At 62.2% G+C, this 25156-nt stretch carries 22 protein-coding genes; 7 read left to right on the top strand and 15 right to left on the bottom strand.

Translation table 11 applies throughout. The annotated features are described in order from the left end of the window. Positions 1 to 90: 90 nt before the first annotated feature. The 3 genes from JHX88_RS14945 (at position 91) to JHX88_RS14955 (ending at position 2841) form a co-directional block, all read left to right on the top strand. Positions 91 to 1557: a class I adenylate-forming enzyme family protein gene (locus JHX88_RS14945; RefSeq protein ID WP_076526500.1), complete on the top strand. Its 1467-nt coding sequence runs from the start codon at positions 91 to 93 to the stop codon at positions 1555 to 1557. After that, on the top strand, positions 1554 to 2186 hold the full coding sequence (locus JHX88_RS14950) for a DsbA family oxidoreductase (RefSeq protein WP_076526502.1): 633 nt from the start codon (positions 1554 to 1556) through the stop codon (positions 2184 to 2186). The genes JHX88_RS14945 and JHX88_RS14950 overlap by 4 nt, the downstream gene beginning before the upstream one ends. 79 nt (positions 2187 to 2265) lie before the next feature. Beyond that, entirely contained in the window at positions 2266 to 2841 is a 576-nt protein-coding gene (locus JHX88_RS14955) for a DUF2585 family protein (RefSeq protein ID WP_076526504.1), read from the top strand. Between the two features lie 187 nt (positions 2842 to 3028). Here JHX88_RS14955 and JHX88_RS14960 read toward each other — a convergent pair whose 3' ends face one another. From JHX88_RS14960 to JHX88_RS15020, 13 genes are all read right to left on the bottom strand, one after another. Further along, positions 3029 to 5449 carry a GcvT family protein gene (locus JHX88_RS14960; protein WP_076526506.1) on the bottom strand — a complete coding sequence of 807 codons (2421 nt, stop codon included), beginning with the start codon at positions 5447 to 5449 and terminating at the stop codon, positions 3029 to 3031. 274 nt (positions 5450 to 5723) lie between these two features. Beyond that, complete coding sequence (locus JHX88_RS14965) at positions 5724 to 6362, bottom strand: TetR/AcrR family transcriptional regulator (RefSeq protein ID WP_272848277.1); 639 nt, start codon at positions 6360 to 6362, stop codon at positions 5724 to 5726. 125 nt (positions 6363 to 6487) lie between these two features. Continuing rightward, a complete protein-coding gene (locus JHX88_RS14970) occupies positions 6488 to 6898 on the bottom strand; it encodes a PaaI family thioesterase (protein WP_076526619.1) in 411 nt (136 codons plus the stop codon). 12 nt (positions 6899 to 6910) lie between these two features. Further along, positions 6911 to 7708, bottom strand: coding sequence for an IclR family transcriptional regulator (locus tag JHX88_RS14975; protein ID WP_076526510.1), 798 nt, complete (start codon positions 7706 to 7708; stop codon positions 6911 to 6913). Between the two features lie 193 nt (positions 7709 to 7901). Next, complete coding sequence (locus JHX88_RS14980) at positions 7902 to 9215, bottom strand: TRAP transporter large permease (RefSeq protein ID WP_076526512.1); 1314 nt, start codon at positions 9213 to 9215, stop codon at positions 7902 to 7904. Next, on the bottom strand, positions 9212 to 9775 hold the full coding sequence (locus JHX88_RS14985; RefSeq protein ID WP_076526514.1) for a TRAP transporter small permease subunit: 564 nt from the start codon (positions 9773 to 9775) through the stop codon (positions 9212 to 9214). The genes JHX88_RS14980 and JHX88_RS14985 overlap by 4 nt, the downstream gene beginning before the upstream one ends. 136 nt (positions 9776 to 9911) lie before the next feature. Next, entirely contained in the window at positions 9912 to 10973 is a 1062-nt protein-coding gene (gene dctP, locus JHX88_RS14990; protein WP_272848047.1) for a TRAP transporter substrate-binding protein DctP, read from the bottom strand. Between the two features lie 117 nt (positions 10974 to 11090). Further along, the gene (locus JHX88_RS14995; RefSeq protein WP_076526621.1) at positions 11091 to 13094 is read right to left on the bottom strand and encodes a TRAP transporter permease; all 2004 of its coding nucleotides are present in this window, start codon (positions 13092 to 13094) and stop codon (positions 11091 to 11093) included. Positions 13095 to 13160: 66 nt separating this feature from the next. Then, positions 13161 to 14354, bottom strand: a complete 1194-nt coding sequence (locus tag JHX88_RS15000) for a TAXI family TRAP transporter solute-binding subunit (protein WP_076526516.1) — start codon at positions 14352 to 14354, stop codon at positions 13161 to 13163. Positions 14355 to 14577: 223 nt separating this feature from the next. Next, positions 14578 to 15228, bottom strand: a complete 651-nt coding sequence (locus JHX88_RS15005; protein WP_076526518.1) for a histidine phosphatase family protein — start codon at positions 15226 to 15228, stop codon at positions 14578 to 14580. A gap of 22 nt (positions 15229 to 15250) precedes the next feature. Next, positions 15251 to 16453 carry an acetyl-CoA C-acyltransferase gene (locus JHX88_RS15010; protein WP_076526520.1) on the bottom strand — a complete coding sequence of 401 codons (1203 nt, stop codon included), beginning with the start codon at positions 16451 to 16453 and terminating at the stop codon, positions 15251 to 15253. Positions 16454 to 16574: 121 nt separating this feature from the next. Then, the gene (locus JHX88_RS15015) at positions 16575 to 17690 is read right to left on the bottom strand and encodes an acyl-CoA dehydrogenase family protein (RefSeq protein ID WP_176011449.1); all 1116 of its coding nucleotides are present in this window, start codon (positions 17688 to 17690) and stop codon (positions 16575 to 16577) included. 1 nt (position 17691) lies between these two features. After that, positions 17692 to 18870 (bottom strand): acyl-CoA dehydrogenase family protein, encoded by a 1179-nt coding sequence (locus JHX88_RS15020; RefSeq protein WP_076526522.1) that lies wholly within the window; start codon positions 18868 to 18870, stop codon positions 17692 to 17694. A gap of 119 nt (positions 18871 to 18989) precedes the next feature. Between JHX88_RS15020 and JHX88_RS15025 the strand changes: the two genes are divergently transcribed. Next, positions 18990 to 19985, top strand: coding sequence for an NADPH:quinone oxidoreductase family protein (locus JHX88_RS15025; RefSeq protein ID WP_076526524.1), 996 nt, complete (start codon positions 18990 to 18992; stop codon positions 19983 to 19985). On the opposite strand, the gene JHX88_RS15030 is transcribed toward JHX88_RS15025, so the two are convergent. Then, positions 19986 to 20642: a histidine phosphatase family protein gene (locus JHX88_RS15030; RefSeq protein WP_076526526.1), complete on the bottom strand. Its 657-nt coding sequence runs from the start codon at positions 20640 to 20642 to the stop codon at positions 19986 to 19988. It lies immediately after the preceding gene. 47 nt (positions 20643 to 20689) lie between these two features. Between JHX88_RS15030 and JHX88_RS15035 the strand changes: the two genes are divergently transcribed. Further along, a complete protein-coding gene (locus tag JHX88_RS15035) occupies positions 20690 to 21694 on the top strand; it encodes an NADP-dependent oxidoreductase (protein ID WP_076526528.1) in 1005 nt (334 codons plus the stop codon). Positions 21695 to 21708: 14 nt separating this feature from the next. After that, positions 21709 to 22179, top strand: coding sequence for a MaoC family dehydratase (locus tag JHX88_RS15040; RefSeq protein WP_076526530.1), 471 nt, complete (start codon positions 21709 to 21711; stop codon positions 22177 to 22179). Positions 22180 to 22205: 26 nt separating this feature from the next. Here JHX88_RS15040 and JHX88_RS15045 read toward each other — a convergent pair whose 3' ends face one another. Continuing rightward, on the bottom strand, positions 22206 to 23000 hold the full coding sequence (locus tag JHX88_RS15045) for an enoyl-CoA hydratase (RefSeq protein WP_076526532.1): 795 nt from the start codon (positions 22998 to 23000) through the stop codon (positions 22206 to 22208). A 395-nt stretch (positions 23001 to 23395) separates the two neighbouring features. Between JHX88_RS15045 and JHX88_RS15050 the strand changes: the two genes are divergently transcribed. Continuing rightward, the gene (locus tag JHX88_RS15050) at positions 23396 to 25135 is read left to right on the top strand and encodes a class I adenylate-forming enzyme family protein (protein WP_272848048.1); all 1740 of its coding nucleotides are present in this window, start codon (positions 23396 to 23398) and stop codon (positions 25133 to 25135) included. The last annotated feature ends 21 nt before the right edge of the window (positions 25136 to 25156 follow it).

The raw sequence follows: 25156 nt of genomic DNA on the forward strand, positions 1-25156 counted from the left end.
GACTCTCTTGCAGACAAACCGATCCGATGTGGTTTCCCATCCGATGCGTTTTCTTTATTCAGGCGCTGGCAACATCATCGGAGAACCATCATGAATCTGGCCGAGCATGTGCTGCGCGCTGGCGCTTCCTGTCCTGACAAGCTGGCGTTGTCCGTGATCGGGCCATCGCGGGCGGAACGCTGGTCCTATGCTCGCCTGATCGCCGCCGTGCGCGGAACCGCCACCGGGTTGCTGCGGGCGGGGTTGCAGCCCGGCGACCGGCTGCTGATGCGGTTGGGAAACACGGCGGCCTTTCCGGTTGCCTATCTCGGCGCCATCGCGGCAAGCATCGTGCCGATCCCGACCTCGGCCATGCTGACCCGGCGCGAGATCACCAAACTCGCCGCCGAGACCGAGCCCGCCATGATCGTCGCAGGCGAGGGCATCGCCCTGCCCGACCACCCGGCCCCGATCCTGTCCGAGGCCGGGCTGGCCGATTACATGGACCTTCCCCCCGCCGATTACGCACAGGGAGACCCCGAGCGGCTGGCCTATATCATCTATACATCGGGCAGTTCCGGTCAGCCCCGCGCGGTCATGCATGCCCATCGCGCCATCCTCGCCCGGCGGATGATGTTCGACGGCTGGTATGGGCTTCGCGAAAGCGATCGCGTCATGCATGCGGGCGCTTTCAACTGGACCTTCACCCTCGGCACCGGCCTGATGGATCCCTGGACCATGGGCGCGACCGCCTTGATCCCCGCCGATGGCACCGCGCTGGAACAGCTTCCGCTTCTGGCCTCGCGTCACGGGGCCACCATCCTCGCCGGTGCGCCGGGAGTGTTCCGCCGCATCCTTCGCGCGGACTGGCAGCCCGTCGCAAATCTGCGCCACGGCCTTGTGGCGGGCGAGCGTCTCGACCCCGGCCTCCGTGCCGACTGGACCGCCCGCACCGGCACCGACCTGCACGAGGCGATGGGCGCGTCGGAGATCTCGACTTTCATCTCGGGCAGTCCCGACCGTCCCGCGCCCGCGGGCACCGCCGGGTATCCGCAACCCGGACGCCATGTCGCCATCCTCGATGATGACGGCACGCCGCAACCGCCCGGCACGCCGGGGGCACTGGCCGTGCGCCGCGACGATCCGGGGCTGTTCCTGGGTTATCTGGGCCAGCCCGAGGAGACCGCCGCCCGCCATCGCGGCGACTGGTTCCTGACCGGGGACCAGGCGCAAGAGGATGAAAGCGGTGCCATCACCCTGCTTGGCCGCGCCGATGACATCATGAATGCCGGCGGCTTCCGCGTCGCCCCGCCCGAGATCGAAGAGGTTCTGTCCGGCTTTCCCGGCGCGGGCGATGTCGCGGTGGCGGAACTCTCGGTCGGTCCCGGCAACAGCATTATCGCCGCCTTCTGGACCGGCCCCGCCGATGAGGCAGAGCTGCGCGGATTCGCGGAATCCAATCTCGCGCGTTATAAACAGCCTCGCGAATATATCCGGCTCGACGCCCTGCCCCGCACGGCCACCGGCAAGATCAACCGCCGCGCATTGCGCGCCGCCCACAGCAAGGACCCGGCATGATCCGCCTCGACATCTTCTCGGACCCGGTCTGCCCCTGGTGCCTGATCGGCAAGCTGGAACTGGATCGCGCGCTGGAAAGCCGCCCCGATCATCCGTTCGAGATCATCTGGCATCCTTTTCGCCTGAATCCGCAGATGCCCGCCGAGGGCATGGATCGCCTTGAATATCTCAAGGCCAAGCCGGGTGCCGCCGATGCCGCCCGCGCCGTCGCGGAACGCGCCGCCGGGATGGGGCTGGAACTGCAATTGCCCGAGCGGCAGCCCAACACCACCGACGCCCATCGCCTGATGCATTGGGCGGGACTGGAGGGCGCCCAGAGCCGGGTGATGTCGGGCCTGCTGCGTGCCTATTGGCAGGAGGCACGCGATATCGGCGACAAGGCCGAACTGGCCCGCATCGCCAAGGCCGCGGGCATGGACGAGGCCGTGACCGCCCGGCTTCTGGCCGGGGATGCCGACCGCGAAGAGGTGATCGGGCGCGAAATGCATGCCCGCGAACGCGGCATCAACGCGGTGCCGACCTTCATCGTGGCCGACACCCACGCCGTCAGCGGCGCCCAGCCATCCGAGCTATGGCAGAATGTCATTGACGACTTGACGACTTCGGATGGCAAAACCCCGTTGCAATAAACGCGCCTGCGGCATCATTCCCTGATCGGCACGCAAATCACCGCTTGATGCTTTCGGCGGGTCATGCTGATCTGCGCCGATGAAAAATCAGCGCCTTCTCTCCTATCTGGCCGTTCCCGCCATTCTCGCCATCACCGGGCTGTGGCTCTGGTGGCGCGGGCGCGTGCTGATCTGCAAATGCGGCACGCTCCGGCTCTGGCATGGCGAGGTGGTGAGTTCCGAGAATTCCCAGCACCTGCTGGACTGGTACAGCCCGAGCCATCTTATCCATGGCTTCATCTTCTTTGCCTTGATCGCGCTTTTCTGCCGCCTCTTCCGGTTGAAGATGCGGTTCCTTCCAGCACTGACCATCGCCACATTGGTCGAGGCCGCGTGGGAGCTGGTCGAAAACAGCGACAGCGTCATCGAGCGCTATCGCGCCGTGACGATCTCTCTCGACTATTATGGCGATTCCGTCGTGAACTCGCTTTCGGATATCGTGATGATGATCCTCGGTTTCGCCCTGGCGTCGCGTTTCCCGGTCTGGCTGTCAGTCCTGCTGGTGATCGCCCTGGAAGTCGTGACGATGCTGGTGATCCGGGACGGCTTGCTGCTGAATATCGTGATGCTTCTCAACCCGCTCGACGCGATCCGAGAGTGGCAAGCGGCGCGCTAGAGCAGTTTGCGGTTAATCAGGCTCAGTTCCGAATTGCGTCCCGTGATGGCCGGGGGCGCTGCCCCCGGACCCCCGGGATATTTGCATGAAGAAGAAGCGGGGAGAGTGATTTCGATAAAGCGCAAATTGCTCTAGAACGTTCCCCTTTCCGCAAAAGCGAATGGGCCGGAAAATCCCGGCCCTTTTCTCATGCGCGCAGCCTTTTTCCCTCGGGATCGAATGGCGGCTCGGCGAGGATGGTGGCGCGATGCGGTCTGCCCAGCACCATGACTTCGACCTCATCACCCGGCACGGCGTCCTTCACATATCCGAGCGCCAGCGACATCCCGACGCTGTAGCCATAGCCCCCCGAGGTCACCCGGCCGATGCCTTCGCCATCCTTGAAGATCGGCTCGCCGCCGGTCGCATCGGCGTTCGACGCATTCACATCCGCCTCGTCCAGATGCAGCATCACCAGGCGCTCGCGGGCGGGATTGTCCAGGACCCCGGAAACGGCGTCCTTGTTGAGGAACTGCTTCTCCAGCTTGCACAATCGGTCCAGCCCCACTTCCTGCGGCCAGTATTCAGGGCTGTATTCCCGGCTCCATGACCCGTAACCCTTCTCGATACGCAGCGACATCAGCGCGCGACCGCCCACCGGACCGGCCCCGAACTCGCGCCCGGCCTCCAGTAACGCCTCGTAAAGCCGCGCCTGATCCTCGCTGCGGCAATGCAGTTCCCAGCCAAGATCGCCGGTAAACGAGACACGCAGCGCCAGAAGTTCGATCCCCGCCAGCGTGATCCGCTGAGAGCGCATGAAGGGGAAATCCTCACTCGCCAGAGATGCATTGGTCAGCTTTTGCAGCAACGCCCGCGACCGAGGCCCGGCGACGTTGAAGCCGCAGATCGCCTCGGTCATCGAGGTGAATTCCGTGCCCTCGGGCAGCGGCACCTGCTTGAAGAAGCGCTTGTGATAACGTTCGGCCATGCCGGACCCGATGATCCAGAACTCGTCCTCGGCCACGCGGGTCACGGTGAAATCGCCCGCGATGCCGCCCCGCTTGCCGATCAGCGGCGTCAGGCATGAGCGGCCCACCGCTTTCGGCATGTTATTGGCAAAGACCGCGTTCAGCCAATCGGCAGCCCCCGGCCCCTCGCAGCGATACTTGGCGAAGTTCGAGATGTCGATGATCCCCGCCCGCTCGCGCAGCATCCGGCATTCCTGCCCGACCTGCTCCCACCAGTTCTGCCGCGTGAAGCCGTTCGTATCCGTCGTGCCGGGGGTGTCCGCGAACCAGGTTGGATGCTCCCACCCGGCATTCAGACCAAAGACCGCGCCCAGTTCGTGTTGCATCTCGTAGACCGGGCGGGTCCGCGCCGGACGGCCCGCGCTGCGTTCCTCACCGGGGAAATGGATAGCGAAGCGATGGGCGTATTGATCCTGAACCCGCGCCTTGGTGAATTCCTTCGTGGTCCAGCGATCGAACCGGGCCATGTCCCATGCGAACATGTCGTATTCGGTCTCGCCCTCGATGATCCATTGCGCCGCCATCAGCCCCATGCCGCCGGACTGGCTGAATCCGGGGATGATGCCGTTGCAACAGAAATAGCCATCCAGTTCCGGCACCGGCCCCATCAGCACATTGCCATCCGGCGACCAGATCATCGGCCCGTTGATGCCGCGCTTGATCCCCGCCTCGCCCAGGGTGGGGACACGGGTGATCGCATTCATCAGGTTTTCCTCGATCCGCTCCAGGTCGTCGGGGAACAGCTCATGGGCGAAATCGAGCGGCGTGCCCTCTTCGGCCCAGAACCGCATGTCGCGCTCATATGCGCCGACCAGCAGACCCTTGCCTTCCTGGCGCAGGTAATACTCGCCGTCGCGGTCGCTGACCGAGGGCAGCCGGCGGTCCATGCCGTCGATATCCGCCATGGTTTCGGTGACGAAATACTGGTGTTCGGTCGGCTGCAGCGGCAGCTCTATCCCGGCCAGTGCAGCCACCTCGCGCCCCCACAGCCCGGCCGCGTTCACCACCCATTTCGTACGAATATCGCCCTTGGGCGTGCGGACGATCCAGCTTCCATCCTCCTGCCGCTCGGTCGCCGTCACCGGGGTAAAGCGGTGGATCTCGCCGCCGCGCTGCCGCGCGCCCACCGCATAAGCATTGGTCACCCCGGAAGGGTCGACATTGCCGCCCTCGGGCTCGTACATGACGCAGCGGATACCGTCGAAATTGACCAGAGGGTTCAGCTCGCGCGCCTCCTCTATGCTGATCTCGTAGAAATTCATCCCGTAAAGCTTCGCCTTGGCCGCCTGCAGGCGCAGCTGATGCTCGCGCGCCTCGGTCTGCGCCAGGTAAAGCGATCCGGGCTGGAACACGCCGCAGCTCTGGCCGGTCTCGGCCTCCAGCTCCTTGTAAAGCGACATGGTGTAATGCTGGATTCGGCTGATATTGGTGCTGTCATGCAGCCCGTGAATATTGGCGGCGGCATGCCAGGTGCTGCCGCTGGTCAGCTCGTCCCGTTCCAGCAGGACAACATCCGACCACCCCAGCTTGGTGAGGTGGTAAAGGATCGAGCAGCCGATCACGCCTCCGCCAATCACGACCGCTTGCGCTTCTGTTCGCATTTTTCCTCGCGCTTCTGGTGCAGGAGCCGGCGGGATCACCCGGAAACAAACTCCGCCCTTCTTCTTTGTTCAAATACCTTGCGGGGGTCTGGGGGCGCAAAGCCCCCAGCCTTCAAGACAAGGGGCATGATATTGCGGGCATCGATTCCGCAGAAGCAGATTTCCGACATTATCTGGCCTGCTTCAGAGGGCGGCAAGCAGGTCCCCGGCCCTTATCCATCCGCATGGATGAGGGATCGTTCCTACCCCGATACCTGGGACTATTCGCGATCGGCTATGTCCGGCTGTCGTCCACCGCGGACCGGATCATCGCCGCAGCCCCCGCCGCAATCGTCTTGACGATGGCCTCGTCCGGCTGATCCCGGTTCAACCAATCGCGCATCGGTCCGAAGGCCGACAGAAAGACCATCAAGTTCGCGACGATTTCCAGCCGCTGATCCCCGGCCTCGATTCCCAGCCTGTCCGCGAGCTGATCCGCCAGGTCTTTCATCACCGCGATCTCGCGCAGGCGCATGGCCTTGCGATCTTCGGGCGGAAGATGCGGGATGGTCCTGTATGCCAGCAAGGTTCCCTTCCGCTTGAATTTCCAGCTATCCGCAAAATACCGTTCAAGCGCCTGTTCGAGGGAAAGCGCGTCGTCCAGCAGGATTTCGGGCAGGGTCGGCACATCCGCGTTGAACCAGAGCTGGTTCAGCAGGCGGCGCAGAATATCGTTCTTGTTCGCGATATAATCGTAGATGCTGGCCTGATTGACCCCGGAACGCGCGCAGATATCGCGGATTGTCGTGGCCGCGAAACCTTTTTCCAGGAAAAGTTCCAGCGCGGCATCGCAGATCTGTTGCCGCTTTTCCTGGATCAGGGTCTGGTTCTGGACGTTGTTGATATCCGCTTCTTCCAGAAGCTCTTCGCGCACCGCGCGCAAACGTGCATTTTCCCGCCCCACTGGTCAGAAACCCCCGCTGATTATCCGGCTGTCTGGCAGACTAGCTGCCCGCGATATGGGTGACAACTGTCTCTCCCTTCCAGGCATGCGCCGTCTCAGGCGCTTTTGCGATAGCGGAAAACACCGTTTCCCGTGGCGATATCCTCGCCGGTTTCATCGGTGATCTTGCCCTCGGCAAAGAATGTCGAGCGTCCGCCGCCGATACGCCTGCCTTCGGCAATCAGGATCTGGCCCGCGGGACGGGAGAGAAAGGTCGTCGTCAGCGAAAGCGTCATCCCCATTCGCTTGCGCTCCGGGTCACCGGTATAACACCCAGCGTAACCCATCACCGTGTCCAGCAACATGGAATAGATGCCGCCATGCGGAATACCGTGGCGATTTTCCAAATAGGGCCGGATCGGCATCTCGAACCGCGCCCAGTCCCGGGACCAGCCGGTGATCCGATATCCCAGATGGGTCTGGAGCGGATAGGGGTCCTCGACAAGATAATCTTCGACTTCGTCCATATGCATTCTTCTTCAGCCTGTTCCTTGCCTGCCAATCATGCGCGCGGATTCGATCAATCTGCTGCCATATTCCGAGATCAGGATATCGGGCGACACCAGAAAGGATGGGCCTCCCACATTCAACCCATATATGCGGTCGCCATCCAGCGCCTCGACCGGAACGGCGATTCCGTTGACTTCCTTTCGCCATTTCCCGAACGAAGTGGTGAAGCCATACTTGGCGAAATCCTCCTGCGCCTCGCCCAGGCTTTTCCGGATCACGGCCTCGTTCTCCGGATGCTCCCTGATGGCGAGTTGCAACATCTCTTCGCGCTCGTCCTGCGGCATGCCGACAAGGACCGCGCGGCCGATGGCGGAATAGAACAGCGGCAGGCGCGCACCCACATTCATCGTCAGCGATACCGCCTGGTTAGAGCGCCGCACGGCCATGTAGATGACCTGCAACCGGTGCCGTTCGGCAAGGGCCGCGGTCACATATGGGTTGGGTCCCGAGCACAGCTTGCGCATCTCCTGCTTGGCGAGCGCGCCGATCTCCATCCCGGCCAATGCGCTGAACCCGAGCGCGAGCACACCGGCACCAAGCCGATAGGCCCCGGTCGCATCGGATTGCACGAGATAGCCAAGCTTGCACAACGTATATGTCAGGCGGCTGACGGTGGGCTTGGGCAACCTGGTCCGGCTTGCGATTTCCTGGTTGGTCAGCGTTGTCTCGTCAAGGCGAAAGCAGCGCAGGACCTCGAAGCCCCGGGCAATTGCAGTGACGAAGTTCCGGTCGCCCTCGGCCTCCATATCATCGTTGATCCTGCTCATCGCCGGTTCCTTCGAATTCCGCCACCTTGATGGCCTGAACGCCCCGTATTCATCTTCAAGGCCGTTCGCGAATATTTCACATTTCGAACGGCAATTTCAACGTTATACGAGGTATAGTTCAACCAAAATCGCATGCCCGGCCTGAATCGCGGAGGGACCGTCCAGTTTTTGACCTCACAAGACAAGGCCCAAGTCAGCCATAGAACAATTCCGGTATGAACAGCACGATCCCAGGGAACAGGATCATCAGCAGCACCCCGAGCAGGGTCACCAGAACATAGGGAATGACCGAGGCATAGATATCCCCCATCGTGACATCGGGTGGGGCCACCCCTTTCAGGTAGAAGAGGTTAAATCCGAAAGGCGGCGTCATGTAGCCCACCTCCATCATGATGATGAAAAGAATGCCGAACCAGATCGGATCGAATCCCGCCTCGCGCACCACCGGCAGAAAGACCGGCAAGGTGATCAGCATGATTCCCACCGGATCGAGCACCATCCCGAACAGGAAAAGGACCAGCAGCATGAACAGCAGCGCCCCCCATCTGCCGCCGGGAATGAATTCCATGAGGTTGGAAATCAGGCTTTGCGCCCCGAGCGCGGTATAGGCGGCGGAAAAGGCATGCGCCGCGAACAGGATCCACATGACCAGCGCCGTCAACCGGAGCGTGGCAACCGCCGTCTCATGCGTCACCTTCCATGAGAGCTGACCGTTGATCATGGTCGCCACCAATGCGCCGAAGACCCCGATTGCGGCGGCCTCGGTCGGGGTCGCGAATCCGCCAAAGATGGCCCCCAGCACGATGGTCACGATCAGGATCGGCAGGATGACCGCGCGCAGCGACCGCAGTTTCGGCCCCCAGCCAGTCCGCTCCTCCTTCGGCAGCGCCGGTCCCAGTTCCGGCTGCAGCCAGCAGCGCACGCCGATATAGATCGAGACCAGCACGAACAGGGTCAAACCGGGACCTATGCCCGCCGCGAACAGGCGACCCACCGAGACCTCGGTCAGCAGCGAATAGAGCACCATCAGGATGGAGGGCGGGATCAGGATGCCCCAACCGCCGCCCGCGTTGATCGCGCCCAGTGCCAGCTTCTTGTCATAGCCGCGCTCCAGCATCTTGGGCAGCGCGATGGTACCCATCGTCACCACGGCGGCACCCGAAATCCCTGACATCGCCGCGAAGATCACGCAGATCAGCACCGTGCCAATGGCCAGCCCCCCGCGCAGCCCGCCCCACCATTGATGCATCATGTCATAAAGATCATTCGCGACGCCAGATTTCTCGAGCAAGATGGCCATGTAAACGAAGAGCGGAATGGCCATCAGCGTGGGCGATTGCATCGTCTCCCACATTTTCGAGGCGAGCAGGTAGAATCCGATCGCTCCCATCTCGTAATAGAGAAACACCACGGAAACGCCGCCCAGCACGAAGGCCAGTGGCGAGCCCAGCAGGACGAACAGCAGCAGGCAGCCGAAGAACAGCAGGGTAAGAAGTTCGACGCTCATAGATGGGTCTCCTGCGGATCAGAACCATGCGGTGCCCCGGCGGGTTTGCCGAACACATCCTCGGGCACGGGCAAGTCCAGAAGCACCCGAATATCGGCCCAAAGACGGATACAACCCTGCAAAAGCAGCAAAATCGCTGCGACCGGGATCAGGGATTTCGTCGGCCAGAGAGGCGGATTCCACATGGAATTGGACCGTTCCATCCCCGTTATCGCGTCAGAGGCAAGCACCCATCCCTGCCAGAGAAGCACCCCGACAAAGAGCAGGAACAGCGGCCAGGTCAGAATATCCAGCAGCGCCTTCCGCTTGCGGCTGAAGCTGCCATAGAAGATATCGACATTCACATGCTCTCGCTCGGCCAGCAGGTATCCACCGCCGATGATCGCATAGCCTCCGAAGATCAGCGTGGCCAGTTCGGCGGTCCAGATCGCCGGTTGCCCGACCACATAGCGCATGACCACGTCGGCCAACAGCAAACCGAAAAGGATCAGGACCGCGAGAGAAGCCCAACGCCCGATGAAACGATTGAAACGCGTAATGACACGTGCCGCTTGAAACATGATCCAAAATCCTTGTGCTGGCGTTGCGACATGCAACCCGATCAGAACAGTCCGGGATTACCCTCATCCGATCCGGATTCGCGAACCCATGTGAACGGTTCGCGGCGAGCAGTTTCCGCCGCGAACCGCATCAGCATCAACTGTAACCAAGATCCGTCATCAGGGTGCGGTAGATATCCGCCGCCTTGGTTGCCTGTTCGCTCTTTTGCCCCTCGGCTTCGAGGATCTTCGTGGACGCCTCGGCCAGAAGTTCGAGAACATCGTCCGGCAGGGTCACGACCTCCACCCCCTGGTTGGCAACGCCATCGGCGAGCGCCAGCGCCTCCTGATGCTGATATTCAGCCGTGCGCAGGAAGAACCGCGCCTGCACCGTGTCCAGGAAGGCGGTGCGCAGATCGTCGCTCAACTCCTCCAGCGCGTTCAGGTTGACGATGTAGGAATCCGTCGTCTGCGCCAGGACGGGCTTGTAGTGATACTTGCACACCTCCCACAGCGACATGGATTGCGCCCCGATCGCCGCCCCCCAATGCGCCCCGTCGACAACGCCGGAACTCAATGCCTGGTACAGCTCCGATCCGGGGACATATTGCGGGGCGGCTCCGGCGGCGGAAAGATAATCCAGCATCGCGCCCGAAGACCGGATCTTCAGACCGCTGAAATCGGCGGCGGCTTCGATCTTCTTCGACGCGGTCATCTCGACCGGCAACACCTTTTCCGACAGAAGCATGACGCCCTTGGGTGCCAGCTCCTCGTTCAGCAATGCCTCGAGCCCGAGATTCTTCAGCGCATGTTCGAACTCCCAAGCCTGGCGGAACGTGCCGGGAATGCCATAGACGAAATTCGCGACACTCGCCTGATCCTCGAAATAGGACGCGGCGAGCGTGCCCATCGGCACCACGCCCTTGCTGACGATATTGAAGATATCCGGACCCTTGGCGAATTCCCCGGCGCCGAGCAATTCCATCTTGAAGGCCCCGTCGGTCCGCTCTTCCAGGGTGCTGGCCATCTTGCCGAGGCTGGCGTCGAAGGATGCCGAGGCTTTGGGCCAATGCGACTGGATACGCCAGGTCACCTCTCCGGCGGCAATTGCCTTGCCGACAAGCGCCGGCGACGCGACGGCGGCGACCGCACCGCCGCGAAGCAGGGCACGCCGGTTCATTCCCTTGTGCGTTGCAGTGGTTTTCAGTGTGTTTTTCATGTTTTCCTCCCTGTTTTCAGCCAGCCGGTCCGTCTTCTTCGAAACACGGCCGCGACAAGTCTCGATATGCTAATCAGCCCAGGATACCCCCGACCCTGACAAACGTCCGTCAAATTCTCAACTTATTTCTTCTGACGAAGCCGTGTAACCCGTTGCCGTTTCGTCCGGCGGTCTCCGCTTTCTCGCGTCGCCCCAGATCAGGAAGACGAGTACGGCGGATGCGGCCCCTCCGGCCAGCGTCGTGATCAGGCCGGGGAAGCTGAACGCGAACCCGGCCGCCGCCAGTGGCAGACGCAACCACGGACGCACCGAACCGACGCCAAGCAGATAGCCTTCAAGCCCGCCCGACAGCAGGATGATCCCCGCGATGATCGATGGCAGAACGTAGATCAGCGGCGTCAGATCTCCCTGAAGCACCAGCGCTGGCTGGAACAGGAAGAACAGCGGAACAAAATAGATCACCACGCCAAGGCGCATCGCGGTGAACGAGGTCTGCATCGGGCGCGCCCCGGCGATTGTCGCGGCCAGGAAGGCCGCCGCGCCGACAGGTGGCGTGATCACCGACAGCATCGCGTAATAGACGATGAAGAAATGCACCGCGATGGTGTTCAGGCCGCCGACATTGATGATCGCAGGCGCCAGCGTCACGGCCAGGAAGATATAGGCCACGATGGCAAGACCCGCCATTCCCATGATGAAACAGGCCAGAACTCCGAACAGGATGATCAGGTAGATATTCCCTCCGCCAAGCGCGACCAGCCCGGACGTCACCGACCCGGTCACGCCGGTGATCGTCAGCGCGCTGACCACGAAGGCGATGGGCAGGATGATGGCCGCGGTCTGCGTGACCAGCAGACCGATCTGCCGCAGGGTCTGGAACAGGCGGCGCGGTGTCATGCGGGTTTCCGGCCGCAGGAAGCTCAGCAGGATCATGAGACCGCTGGCATACCATGGCGCGTAGTATTCCCAACGCATATACAGCAGTCCCCAGACCAGGAAGATCAGCACCAGCAGGAACGGCCAGCCCCGCAGCAGGACCTTGCCGGCATTGGGGATCTCTGCTTCCTTCATCCCGGTCAGCCCCTTGCGCGCCGCATAGGCATCGACCTGCAGGATAAGCCCGAAATAGAACAGCAGCGAGGGCAGGATGGCGGCAACCATGACCGTCGCGTAATCCACACCGATGGTGATCGCCATGACGAACGCAATGGCCCCCATGACCGGCGGCATGACGACACCGCCGGTCGAGGAACAGGCCTCGATGGCCGCCGCGTAATGCGCTGGATAGCCCACTTTCTTCATGGTCGGGATGGTGATCGAGCCGGTACCCGCGATATTCGAGAAAATCGATCCCGAAAGCGATCCGAAAAATGCCGAGGCGACGATGGAGACCTTGGCCGGGCCGCCGCGATAACGCCCGAAACCCGCATTCGCGAGATCGATGAAGAACTCGCCCGCGCCGGTCGCGATCAGCACCCCGGCAAAGACGAGAAAGCCCAGCACGATCTCGGCGACGATCTTGGTGGTGATGCCCAGCATCCCCTCGGCGCGGAAGACATGCGCCTCGATCATCTGCTCGAAACCGTAGGGAATGCCCATCAGCAGTCCCGGAAACAGGTCGGCGACAAGCGGATAGAGCCCCAGCAGAAAGACCACCAGCAAGAACGGCAACCCGCCCGAACGCCGCGCCAGTTCCAGCATCAAGAGCCAGATCACCACTCCCATGGGAAGATTGGTCCAGCCAGCTTGCACCATGTCCCATGCATGGAGCGAGAACCAGAGACTGATCCCCAGGGCGGTGACCGCGGCGGCGATATCGAAAAGCGGGAAGCGTTTCTGGCCCTGGAAGGCAGGGAGCGCGACGAAGGCCATCGCGGTGAACAGCCCGATGAAGATCCAGTAATACTGCCCCTCCAGCAGCCGTTGCCCCATGATAGGCACGCCGAAGACATAGGCCAGCCCGAACCCCAGCCCGATGGTGCAGAGCGCGACGAACAGGATACTGGGAAGCGTGAAGAACCCGCCGAGACGGCTATGATCGGGGTCGGCGGCGGGTGCCGCCGCGGGCACACCGCCCGCATCCGTGACATCCGACGAGGTTTCAAGTTCAGAATGCGACATGGTATCGGCCCGGTTGTGGCAATTGACGCTGATTGCCGGCCCGTCGGGGCCGGCAGGCACTTCCGATCACAGCCTCGAACGGAACCCTTCGAGATCCGCCGTGTGCTTTTCCAGGATGGCGATGAAGTCGGGGTTGTCGAAACTGATCTTCACCCCCTGCTCGCCCGCCTCTTCCATCGCCGCCTTGCGTGCCGCGATCCAGGTATCCATCTTCTCGATGGCGGCATTGTTCCAGGCGTCATCGGCCTCGCTCCACTGCCCGATCTCGCGCAGGTATTTCATCGTTCCCTCATGCACCGGAAGCGGGGACCGGTCGAGATATTTGCGGAATTCCTCGACCGACATCCGCGCAGCCAGGGGATGGGTATCCTTGTAGCTGTCATAAGCGGTGTGCATCCATTTCGCGAGATTGTAGACAAGCTCGGTCTCGGTATCCGCGGGCACTCCGTACAAGAAATTCGATGTCGCCCCGCCGACGCCCCGCGCCGTCTTCACGCCCATCGAGATCTCGGTCGGCACAAGCATCGGGCGCGAGTCGAGATATCTCGACCAGCCCTCGGAATTGCCGGGTTCGAGCGAAAGCCAGCGAATCCCGCCGGGCGCGCCCTCCATCTCGGACAGGACGGAGCTGATCGCCGCGCAATAGGCGACATCGGCCTTGCCCTCGACGACCGAGCGGCAATTCTCGGCATAGCTGGAAGCGGGAACATAGGAAATCAGCGATTCAGCCTCCTCCGCGCTCAGGCCCAGATATGCTGGCAGCCCCTGCTCCACGGCGGACACCATGGGCGGAGAGAAGAGACCAGCCGCCACGCTGTATCCGCCCTTCTTCAGGTCCTCCAGCGATTGCAGGTCGGAATCCCCGGCCACGACATAACCCCAGGGCGTGTCGTTATGGTGCCAGACGACCCGCTGCGGCACCGGTTTCTGGCTTGCATATCCGTCTATGCCTTGCGTCTGGTAACGCATTTCCGCGGCTGAAACGGAGGAGACCATGATGTCGCGGCGATCCGTCAGGCGGGTATAGCGCATGGTTTCGCTGTCCTCGGGCACGACCCGGACAGTCATGCCCGTGTCCGCTTGCAGGATAGGCGCCCATCCATTGGTCGAGGCGAAGCTGCCGCTGGCCGTTCCGGGCGTACCGATCACCAGCAGGCGCGGCCAGTCGAAACCTTCCTGCGCAAATGCTGTGCCCGACAGGCCAAGCACCGCCACAATCGAGCCGAGGATACCTGCGGTTCTGATATTCGGCCTTTTCATCATTTCTCCTCCCCTATGTTTTCCGTCACTTGCCCAGGCAGTTCATCCATGTCCGATCCGGCGCGCGGCAATGGAAAGCCTCCCCTCTTTCCAGTCCGGCGATCTCTGTCGATTCCGGGCGAACCACAATTCCTGACGACTGTCAGGATATGTATGTCCGCCTCTGCGTGTCAATGCATTCCGGAACCTGGCAACAAAGAGAACCGGCGCATCGGGATGCCGATCAGCTATAGGTCAGCATCGCCTGGCCCTCTCGCGACATCAGGTGTGGAACCGCGTTGAATTCATGCAGGTAGAAGGCGCGTTCCGAGAAGATGAACCTCGTCATGGACGTATTCTTGATCTGCAGGTTGAGCTGCATCATTTGCGCATCCGGAGCATCAAGAGCATTCGCGGTCATGCGCCCGATCACCCCGCCCGAACTCACGACAAGCACTCTCTTCGCATCCGTCCCGATGGCGAACCGGCGGGCGGATTCGACGCGAGTGGCAAAATCCTGCCAGCTTTCCTTCGCGCCACCAAATCTGCCCGCCTGCCACGCCAGGACCGTTTCGCGCAGATTGCGGAAATGCGATTTGCGGTCGGCCTTTATGTCATCCGGAACCACGCCCCCGAACCGTGCGTGAAGAAGATCGTCGAAATCATACTCGTTGAACCCTGCATGCTCTTCGGGTGACGCCTCGAAACCCATAGACGTCAGCGTTTCCCGCTGCCGCACAAGCGTTCCCGTGACCAGGCGGTCGGGGATCCAGCCGGTCCCGCGCAGCATCTCCCCCACCGCGCGGGATTGACGATGCCCAAGTTCGGACAACCGGTCGTAATTGTCGGTCCCAAAGGAGGCCTGACCGTGCCGGATCACCAACAGCTCTGCCATATCTTGCTACAACCCTACGAGATCACAGCACTTCGAACAGCCCGGCGGCACCCATGCCACCGCCCACGCACATGGTGCAGACCACGTATTTCGCGCCACGGCGCTTGCCCTCGATCAAGGCGTGACCGACCATTCGGGCGCCCGACATCCCGTAAGGATGCCCGACCGAGATCGCGCCGCCATTCACGTTCAGCAGCTCATCCGGTATCCCCAGGACACGCGCCGAATGCAGGACCTGGCAGGCAAAGGCCTCGTTCAGTTCCCACAACCCGATATCGTCCATCTTCAAACCATGCGCCTGAAGCAGTTTGGGCACAGCATGGATCGGACCGATGCCCATCTCATCGGGGGCAAGCCCCGCCGCCATAACGCCGACGTAGCGGCCAAGCGGCTGAAGCCCCATCTTCTCGGCCCGTTTGGCCTCCATCAGAACCGAGGCCGATGCACCGTCCGACAATTGCGAGGCATTGCCCGCGGTGATGTGCCGGCCTTCCTTGACCCGCTGACCGTCTTTGAACACCGGCGACAGGCCTTGCAGGTTTTCAAGCGTCGTCGAAGGCCGGTTGCCTTCGTCCTTGGTCAGCTCGACCTCTTCGTCCGAGACCTCTTTCGTCTCCTTGTTGACCACCTTCTTGATCGTTTTCATCGGCACGATCTCGTCATCGAACAGCCCCGCCTTCTGCGCTGCCGCCGTCCGTTGCTGGGAGCGCAGCGCATAGGCATCCTGATCCTCGCGGGTCACGCCATAGCGGTCCGCCACGATCTCGGCGGTTTCCAGCATGGTCATGTAGAGAGACGGCACATGCTCTTCGATCCACGGGTCCGTACGGCGGTCCAGGCGGATATTCTGGTTCTGCACGAGGCTGATGCTTTCGACGCCGCCACCGATGACCACCTCCATACCGTCATGCACGATCTGCTTGGCCGCAGTCGCGATCGCCATCATGCCCGAGGCGCATTGCCGGTCGATCGACATGCCCGCGATGGTATCCGGGAGCCCCGCCCGGATCACTGCCTGGCGGCCGATATTCCCGCCGGTGCTGCCCTGCTGGATGGCGCAGCCGATCACGCTGTCCTGGATTTCCGCGGGATCAACGCCGGAACGCTTCACCGCATGTTCGACGGCATGGGCGATCAGCGCCTGAGCCTGTGTGTCGTTGAACGCCCCCCGGAAAGCCTTGCCGATAGGGGTGCGGGCGGTGGATACGATAACGGCGTCACGCATTGTCTGATCTCCTCTCGTTTCTCGATTTTCGCGGCCCGGAGATTGCGATCACTGTCCGATCCGGTCCGCATGAACATTCATTGTGGCGGCGGGTCTGGATTTCGTCAGAACCCGCCTGCGCTCAGATCCCCCGCAGGGCCGCGACCTGCTCGGCGTGGTAGCCATAATCGCCTAGCCACTCCGCGCTCACACGGGCGCGTTTCATGTAGAACCCCATGTCATATTCATCGGTCATGCCGATCCCACCATGCATCTGCACGCCTTCCATCACGGCCAGTTGCGCAGTCGAGGTCGCGCGGGCCTTGGCCAGCGATACCGCAAGCGTGGCCTCGTCCGGGTTCCCGTCCAGAACCCGGCCCGCATTGAGAATCGCCGAAGCCGTCACCTCGATCTCGCACCACAGATGCGCAGCGCGATGCTGTAGCGCCTGAAAACTGCCGATGGGCTGACCGAACTGCTTGCGTTCCTTCAGATAGCCGAGTGTCATGTCGAATGCGCCGGCCGCCAGTCCTGACATCTCGGCGGCCAACGCCGCCTGCCCAGCCTCCAATGCCGGTTTCAGGATCGTCATCGCATCGCCGACCTGCCCCAGAACATCGTCCCCGGTCGCCTCGACATCCTCGAACGCGATCCGCGCGGCATCGCGGGAATCGATCATGTCCTGAGCCGTCCGGGTGATCCCGGTGCGATCCGAGGGCAGCTCGAACAGGGTTAGCCCCGATTCTGTGCGCGCAAGCACCAGCAGACGATCCGCAAACCCGCCATCGACCACGAAGCATTTATCTCCAGACAGCCGAAAGCCGTTGCCCTGGCGTTCGGCACTCATCGTCGTGGCTTCGGGTGCGAATTTATGTGCCTCGTCGATGGCCAGCGCGTAGGTCAACTCACCCGAGGCGATTGCCGCCATCGCGCTCTTCGCCCTTTCCCCTCCGATCCGCCGCAGGATCGTCACGGCGATGACCGCGCTGGACAAAAACGGGGTGCTAGCCAATGTCCGGCCCATCTCATGTGCCAGCATCCCTGCCGCGGCATGTCCCATATCCACGCCGCCCGCCTCTTCGGGGATCAGCACTCCGGCCCAGCCCATGTCGCAGATCCGCTTCCACAGTGCGGGGTCATATGCCCTGCCGGAATCGCGCAGATCACGCAGAGCCCGAACCGGCGCGGCATCATCCAGGAACCCGCGTGCGCTGTCGGCAAGCATCGCTTCGTCTTCAGTTTTCACAAGTGTACTCATCTCACGACCCCGGAAGTCCAAGAACTCTGCGCGCCAGAATTGTCAGCATCACCTCGCTGGTGCCTCCCTCGATGGAATTCGCCTTGGTGCGCAGCCAATCCGCGGCGCGATTGCCGACCGGGCCGTCCCATTCCAGCGCATCGCTGCCACAGGCCGACATGATCAGCTCGTGGCGGCGCTTGTTCAGTTCGGTTCCCATGTATTTCAGCATCGCCGACGCGTTCCCGACGCCCTTCCCGGCCTCGGCCATATCCTTGTAGCGCTCGATGGTCAGACCGGTGGCCAGGGCATCCACCTCGCAGCGGATCGCGGCTGCACGCAGGGTCGGATCCTGTGCGGACGGCTCACCGGCCATCTGCGCCATGACCGCGCCCAGGGCACGACCACCGGACAGCCCGGTGCCGCCGCTGCTGATCATCTCGCGCTCATGTGTCAGCAGGTATTTCGCCACGTCCCAACCGCGATTTTCCTCACCAACGATTTGACCCTTGGGCACTTTGACATTGTCGAAAAAGGTCTCGCAGAACGGCGACGCCCCCGAGATCAGCCGGATCGGCCGCGTGGTGACGCCAGGATCACCCATGTCGATCAGCAGAAACGAGATCCCCTTGTGCTTCGGCACATCCCTGTCGGTTCTGACCAATGCAAAGATCCAATCGGCCTTGTCGGCATATGAGGTCCAGATCTTCTGACCGTTCACCAGCCAGTGATCCCCCTTGTCCTCGCCCCTTGTCTGGACGCTGGCGAGGTCCGATCCCGCGCCCGGCTCGGAATATCCCTGGCACCAGCGTATCTCGCCGCGTGCGATCTGTGGCAGGTAGTGCCGGTTTTGCTCTGGCGTCCCGAATTGCAGCAAGGCGGGCCCCAGCATCGAAATGCCGAAGCTTTTCAGCGGTGGGCGAGCATTGATCCGCTCCATCTCCTCCAGGAAGACTTTCTCTTCGGCCCGGCTCAGCCCCGCGCCCCCGTATTCGGTGGGCCAGCGCGGCACGGTCAGCCCCCTCGCAGATGCACGCTCCAGCCAGAGCCGTTGGGATTCGCTGGAAAATGTCCAGTTTTTTCCGCCCCAACAGATCGCGTCATCCGTGATTCGGCCATCGCGCATCTGCTGCGGACAATTCTCTTCGAGCCAGCTCCGCATCTCGGCCCGAAACGCCTTCAGGCTGTCTTCGCCTTGCATATCAGCCTCCCCTCTGACCTGCTCGTGTTCCGCTGTGCAAAATTGCATTTTGAAAAATGATTGACAAGACGTTTTGTTCGCTGGCCTATTGAGGCCGCGATCAGGAGAAGGAGCACGACATGAAAGCAATGCTGAGTCATGAGCCGGGCGGACCCGACACATTGGTCATGACAGAGCTTCCGGACCCCGAGCCGAAAGCGGGCGAGGTGCGAATCCGCGTTCGCGCAGCGGGGCTGAATTTTCCCGATACGCTGATCATCAGGGACTTGTACCAGGTCAAACCTCCGCGCCCCTTCGCTCCCGGTGGCGAGGTCGCGGGCGAAATCGAGGCCGTGGGCGAAAATGTCAACGGATTGGTGCCGGGTGACCGGGTGCTGGCGCTGACCGGGCATGGCGGCTTTGCCACCCATGTGATCGCCGAGGCGGCGCGCACCGTCAGGATTCCCGACCGGATGCCCTTCGATGAGGCCGCCTGTTTCATCTTCACCTATGCGACATCGCATCACGCCCTCAAGGACCGGGCGCAGATCAAGGCCGGGGAAACGCTGCTGATCCTAGGGGCCGCCGGAGGCGTGGGCGCAGCCGCGATCGAACTGGCCAAAGCAGCCGGGGCCAAGGTGATCGCGGCGGTCTCGTCGGAAGAAAAAGCAAAATTCTGCCGCGAGCTTGGTGCAGATGAGACCATTGTCTACCCGCTCGAAATGGATCGCGATGCGCAGAAGGCCTTTTCCGACCAGATCAAATCCCTGTCGGACGGCAATGGCGTAGATATCGTCTATGACGCGGTTGGCGGGGCATATGCGGAACCCGCCTTGCGGGCGCTGGCCTGGAAGGGCCGCTTCCTCGTGGTAGGCTTCCCGGCGGGGATTCCGAAAATCCCCCTCAACCTCACCCTTCTGAAGGGCAGCCAGATCGTCGGGGTATTCTGGGGTGCCGCCGTCCGCCGCGAACCCGCCGGCCATGCCGAGAACATGGCCGAGCTGTTTGCGCTTTATGAAAAGGGACAGGTCAAACCGCGCATCCATGCCCGGTATCCGCTGGAGCAGGCGGCGGACGCACTGACGCTCATGCAGGATCGCAAAGTGCTGGGCAAGGTGGTACTGACCGTCGATTGATCAGTCCAGATGCGCCGTATCGTTGAACCGCCTTGCGATCATCGTCTCGCCCCGGATCACCAATTGGCTGATCGAGCCATTCGCGGCACCGTTGAATGCAAAGGGCCTTGCACCGGTCGCGATCGACATCGCGGCACCGATCACTCCGCCATGTACGAAGACCGCGACCCGCTGGTCGGGATGGGCTTCCGCGATCCGCAGCAGCGCGGCGCGAACGCGGCCGTGAAGCGCGGCAGTGGTCTCGGCTCCGGGGATTTCGCCCCACTCGTGCAGGGCCTTGGCACGCTCGAAAGCCGGGTGCCGCTCTGCCGCGTGAAAGCGGTAAAGCCCGCCATCCCATTCGCCAAGATGCACCTCGCGCAAATCGGCCTCTACCTTCGGGGTGATCCCCAGCCTTTCCGCCAGAGGCGCCGCGGTCTGCCGCGTTCGCTGCAAACTCGTAACATAGATAGCCGCGATGCCTGCGTCTTGCAGCCGCGCGCCAACCGCCCGCGCCTGCGCCTCGCCGTCCGGATGCAGCGCCGGGTCGCCATGCCCGTCTTTCAGCGGAAAGCTCTCGCCCCGAATCGCGGGCATGGATTCACCGTGACGGACCAACAGCAGGTCCGCCGCTCCGGGCGGTGGGGCAAAGCGGCTCTGGCGGACTTCATTGCTCATATCGACCCTTTCTCGACTCGACCGGATATAGCCACAAGGAACAGATCATGACAAACCGACAGATCGTTGTCGCCGAATTGCCCAAGGACGCGCTGACACCCGACCACTACAAGATGACGACAACGTCGATCCCCGAGCCGGATGACGGCGAAGTGCAGTTGCGCATCATCCTGATGTCCATCGACGCGGCGAACCGCTCATGGTTGAAAGGGGCGACCTACCGCGCCGCCGTCCATGCCGGAGATCCGATGCCGACCTACGCGGTCGCCGAGGTCACCAAGTCGCGCAGCCCCGATCTCGCCGTTGGCGATCTGGTGATCGGATCGGCAAGCTGGTCGGACTATGTCACGGCCCCTGCGGACAAACTGCGCAAGATGCCCGATATCCGGCCCCTGTCGCATCTGCTGTCAGTCTACGGGGTCGCGGGGAAGACAGCCTATCATGGATTGATCACTGTCGGCAGGGCGGTCGCGGGGGAAACGGTCCTCGTGTCCGCCGCCGCCGGTTCGGTCGGCGGGTTCGTCGGCCAGATCGCCAAGGCCATGGGCTGCCATGTCATCGGCATCGCCGGAGGGGCCGAAAAATGCAACTGGGTGACTTCGGAACTGGGCTTCGACGCCTGCCTGGATTACCGCGACAGTGGCTTCAACAAGGCCTTGCGGGCAGCCTGCGGCGAGGGCGTCGATGTCTATTTCGACAATGTCGGCGGCAAGATCCTTGAGGCCGCCCTGTTCAACATGAAGGAAAAGGGGCGCGTCGTCTGCTGCGGCGCCATCAGCCAATATGACACCGACACGCCCTCTGGCCCCCGCAACCTGCCGGGGCTTGTCGTGACCAAGCGGCTGCGGATGGAAGGCTTCATCGTCAGCGATTTCGCGCGGGAGGACGAGAAGGCCATGAAGGCGCTGCGCCACTGGGTCGATGCGGGCCAGATCAAGGTGACCGAGGATATTTTCGACGGTCTCGAACGTGCCCCCGAAGCGCTGATCGACCTGCTGGCCGGCGGCAATACCGGCAAGCGCATGGTGCGCGTCTCCGCCGACCCCAGCTGACGAGGAGAACGGGTATGTCATCCCTGCAAAATGCGTTGGAACATTACCAGGCCCGGATCGGCAGCGAGATCGGGGAATCAAGCTGGGTCACCGTGGACCAGCAAATGGTGGATACCTTCGCCGAGACCACCCGCGACAAACAGTGGATCCATATCGACCCGGAACGCGCCGCGAAGGATACCCCCTTCGGCGGCACGATCGCGCATGGTTTCCTGACTCTGTCCCTGGCCAGCGGCTTTGCCTCTGAATGTTTCAAGCCGAGGCCGGGGCAAGTCATGGGCATCAATTACGGCCTGAACAAGGTTCGCTTCCTGAACCCGGTCAAGGTCGGATCACGCCTGCGGGGTAAATTCACCCTGCAGGGGATTTCTGTCCGAAGCGATACCGAGTTACTGCGCGAAACGCTTCTGACGATCGAGATCGAGGGCGCAGAGCGCCCCGCACTGGTGGCCGAATGGCTTGGAATTTCCGTGTTCGACGACTGATGTCATGTCCCACGGGGGAGGCGGTCCTACGCCCCCCTGAACACCGGCTTGCGCTTTTCGACAAAGGCCGCCGCCGCCTCCTTGTGATCCGCGGTCAACATCGACAGGGCGTGGTTTTGCGCCTCTTGATCAAAGCATGCGCTCAGATCCGCGCCTGTCTCGGCCAAGGCAATATTCTGCTTGATCCGGCCATAGGTCAGCGTCGGCCCTGCTGCCAGTTGGCGGGCAAGCGCCATCGCCTCGTCCAAGGCACTGCCCGAGGCAACGGACCGGGTCATCAAGCCGATCTCGGCGGCTTCCTTTCCGGACAGCAGAGGCGAAGTCAGGTATAGTTCCCTTGCCTTCGCGGCCCCAAGCATCTGCGTCATGAAATAAGTGCCGCCATAATCCCCCGACAGGCCAACCTTGGCGAACGCCGTGGTGATCTTGGCGTCCTCGGCACAGATACGCAGATCGCAGGCCAACGCCATCGACAGCCCCGCACCCGCAGCCGAGCCTTCGATCGCGGCTATGGTCGGCTTGGGCATGTCATGGAGATATTGCGAGACGCTCATCCGTTCGCGCAGGCGCTGCTTTCGTTCCCCCGGCGAGAGTTCCGCCCCCTGCCCTTCATTCATCGCCTTGACGTCTCCACCCACGCAGAAATGCCCCTCGGCCCCGGTCAGCAGAACCGCCCGCACCTCGGCATCCATCGACGCACGGGCAGCGGCATCGCGCAGGGCCAGTGTCATCTCGGGGTTGAGCGCATTGCGACGCTCGGGCCGATTCATGGTGAGGATCAGCAAGCCGTCTTTGAATTCCTGCAGCAGTGTGTCTGACATGGATGGTCCTTTCGGATCGTTTCATCACGAGATTTCATTCACCGGGCAATCCGGGTGCGAAGTGTCAACCAGACCGCTTCCCCATCGGAGTTTGCCCGCGCAATCCTGGCAATGCAGCAGTTTTTCATGGCGCACTGACAACTGTCAGGATAATGTGACCGTAATACGTGGTCAAGAACACCGCAGCCGATGAAACGATTCATTGTCCGCCATCAAGATTTGCGGCCACGCCTTTCCGAGGCCTGGATTCGGATCATGGCCGTCACGCAGATTTTGCGGAATTGAATTTCGACATGCGGTATTGGCAGGTTCGGAAATTGTGACTAGTCTCCCGCAGCAGGAGGCCGCTTGGGGGAGGAAGCTTCGTGAGACGACTCGATTTGGGAGGGGACCAGATGACAAGTTCAAGGCAGGTAGAGGCGGATACGAACATCTCTCAATGCCCGATGACCTTCGAGCAGGCCGTGCAACATGTCGAAAGCAGCAATCCGATGTTCCAGACAACATCGGTGACGGTCCGGGGAATCACCTACAAGGCGTTCAGGAACTGCCCGCGAAACCTGCCCGAGATGATGCGCTCCAGCAGGGAAAAGCATGACAACGGAGCCGCCGATTACCTGGTCTATCGCGACGAGCGCTGGAGCTATGACGCGTTTTGCAGCGATGTCGACAGGATGGCCCATATCCTGCGCGACCGGTTCGGCCTTTCAAAGGGAAGCCGGGTCGCCATCGCGATGCGCAATTACCCCGAATTCCTGGTCATGATGCTCGCCATATCCTCGATCGGCGGCGTGGCGGTCCTTTTGAACGCCTGGTGGACGACGGAGGAATTCGAATACGCTCTTCAGGACAGCGGGGCGAAATTCGTCGTCGCGGACGGTCCCCGGCTTGAACGGCTGCAGCCATTGATCGCCCCGCTCTCTCTGACCACGATCGGCGTGCGGGACGGCGAAGCGCTTGCATCCCACGCCTACACGGCTTTGCGGGACAGCATCACGCCCGGCGCCATGCTCGAGACCGAGATCGAGCCCGACGAGGATTTCGCGATCATCTATTCCTCGGGCACGACGGGTCAGCCGAAAGGCGTCGTCCAGACCCATCGCGGCGCGATCACGGCGGTCTATTCATGGCTTATGCAGGTTGCCATCGGGCCGTTGGTCATGCCGCCCGGACCCGACACGCCCCCCATGCCGCCGGCATCGGTTCTGATTGTCACGCCGCTTTTCCACGTCACCGCCTCGCATACGCAGTTCCTCTACAGCCTGGCCGCACCCGCCAAGGTGACGCTGCTGCATAAATGGGATCCCCATGAGGCGATCCGGCTGATCAAGGAGGAGAATGTCACCCGCTTCCTCGGCGTGCCGACGCAATCGGCCGAACTCATGGACGCCATTCGCGACACCGGGGAAACATTGCCCTCGCTCAGATATATCGGTGCCGGCGGGGCCAAGCGGCCCGCAGCGCAGGTGGCGAAACTGGCCGAGACCTTCCCGATGGCGAATGTGGCGACGGGCTGGGGAATGACCGAAACCAACGCCCTCGGGATCGGCATGCTCGGCGATGCCTATAAGCAGCGCCCGAACGCTGCCGGACGTCTCTATCCGCCGGTGCAGGAAATCCGCATCCTTGACGACGACGGCAACGAGGTTCCAAACGGCACCCTGGGCGAGATCACCGTCAAGAGCCTTGCCAATATGCGATGCTACCTGAACAAGCCGGAAGAGACGGCGGCAATCCTGAAGGACGGTTGGCTGAGCACGGGCGATCTGGGCGTGATCGACGATGACGGTTTCGTCACCATCCTGGATCGCAAGAAGCATATCATCATCCGGGGGGGCGAGAATATCTCCTGCCTCGAAGTCGAAGGTGCCCTGCATCGGCATCCCGATGTGATCGAGGCCTGCGCCTTTTCCGTTCCCGACGAAAGATTGGGCGAGATCGTGGGGATTGCCGTCCATCTGCGCGACGAAGCCTCTTTGACCCATGCCGAGATGGCGGGTTTCCTGAAGGACCATCTGGCCAGGTTCAAGATCCCCGAGAAATTGTGGTGCCAGCACGAACCGCTTTTGCGCGGCACCACGGACAAGACAGACCGCCGTGCCATTCGCGCCGCCTGTCTCGGGCAATCCTCCTGACATCACCGGAAACAAGCAAGG

Origin of the sequence: Paracoccus saliphilus (assembly GCF_028553805.1) — a bacterium.
In the GTDB taxonomy this organism is placed as follows: domain Bacteria; phylum Pseudomonadota; class Alphaproteobacteria; order Rhodobacterales; family Rhodobacteraceae; genus Paracoccus; species Paracoccus saliphilus.

Excerpts from the sequence above, each read along its gene's own strand:
- JHX88_RS14945 (WP_076526500.1), top strand. The coding sequence starts at position 91 with ATGAATCTGGCCGAGCATGTGCTGCGCGCTGGCGCTTCCTGTCCTGAC.
- JHX88_RS14950 (WP_076526502.1), top strand. The coding sequence starts at position 1,554 with ATGATCCGCCTCGACATCTTCTCGGACCCGGTCTGCCCCTGGTGCCTG.
- JHX88_RS14955 (WP_076526504.1), top strand. The coding sequence starts at position 2,266 with ATGAAAAATCAGCGCCTTCTCTCCTATCTGGCCGTTCCCGCCATTCTC.
- JHX88_RS14960 (WP_076526506.1), bottom strand. The coding sequence starts at position 5,449 with ATGCGAACAGAAGCGCAAGCGGTCGTGATTGGCGGAGGCGTGATCGGC.
- JHX88_RS14970 (WP_076526619.1), bottom strand. The coding sequence starts at position 6,898 with ATGGACGAAGTCGAAGATTATCTTGTCGAGGACCCCTATCCGCTCCAG.
- JHX88_RS14975 (WP_076526510.1), bottom strand. The coding sequence starts at position 7,708 with ATGAGCAGGATCAACGATGATATGGAGGCCGAGGGCGACCGGAACTTC.
- JHX88_RS14980 (WP_076526512.1), bottom strand. The coding sequence starts at position 9,215 with ATGAGCGTCGAACTTCTTACCCTGCTGTTCTTCGGCTGCCTGCTGCTG.
- JHX88_RS14985 (WP_076526514.1), bottom strand. The coding sequence starts at position 9,775 with ATGTTTCAAGCGGCACGTGTCATTACGCGTTTCAATCGTTTCATCGGG.
- dctP (WP_272848047.1), bottom strand. The coding sequence starts at position 10,973 with ATGAAAAACACACTGAAAACCACTGCAACGCACAAGGGAATGAACCGG.
- JHX88_RS14995 (WP_076526621.1), bottom strand. The coding sequence starts at position 13,094 with ATGTCGCATTCTGAACTTGAAACCTCGTCGGATGTCACGGATGCGGGC.
- JHX88_RS15000 (WP_076526516.1), bottom strand. The coding sequence starts at position 14,354 with ATGAAAAGGCCGAATATCAGAACCGCAGGTATCCTCGGCTCGATTGTG.
- JHX88_RS15005 (WP_076526518.1), bottom strand. The coding sequence starts at position 15,228 with ATGGCAGAGCTGTTGGTGATCCGGCACGGTCAGGCCTCCTTTGGGACC.
- JHX88_RS15010 (WP_076526520.1), bottom strand. The coding sequence starts at position 16,453 with ATGCGTGACGCCGTTATCGTATCCACCGCCCGCACCCCTATCGGCAAG.
- JHX88_RS15015 (WP_176011449.1), bottom strand. The coding sequence starts at position 17,690 with ATGAGTACACTTGTGAAAACTGAAGACGAAGCGATGCTTGCCGACAGC.
- JHX88_RS15020 (WP_076526522.1), bottom strand. The coding sequence starts at position 18,870 with ATGCAAGGCGAAGACAGCCTGAAGGCGTTTCGGGCCGAGATGCGGAGC.
- JHX88_RS15025 (WP_076526524.1), top strand. The coding sequence starts at position 18,990 with ATGAAAGCAATGCTGAGTCATGAGCCGGGCGGACCCGACACATTGGTC.
- JHX88_RS15030 (WP_076526526.1), bottom strand. The coding sequence starts at position 20,642 with ATGAGCAATGAAGTCCGCCAGAGCCGCTTTGCCCCACCGCCCGGAGCG.
- JHX88_RS15035 (WP_076526528.1), top strand. The coding sequence starts at position 20,690 with ATGACAAACCGACAGATCGTTGTCGCCGAATTGCCCAAGGACGCGCTG.
- JHX88_RS15040 (WP_076526530.1), top strand. The coding sequence starts at position 21,709 with ATGTCATCCCTGCAAAATGCGTTGGAACATTACCAGGCCCGGATCGGC.
- JHX88_RS15045 (WP_076526532.1), bottom strand. The coding sequence starts at position 23,000 with ATGTCAGACACACTGCTGCAGGAATTCAAAGACGGCTTGCTGATCCTC.
- JHX88_RS15050 (WP_272848048.1), top strand. The coding sequence starts at position 23,396 with ATGACAAGTTCAAGGCAGGTAGAGGCGGATACGAACATCTCTCAATGC.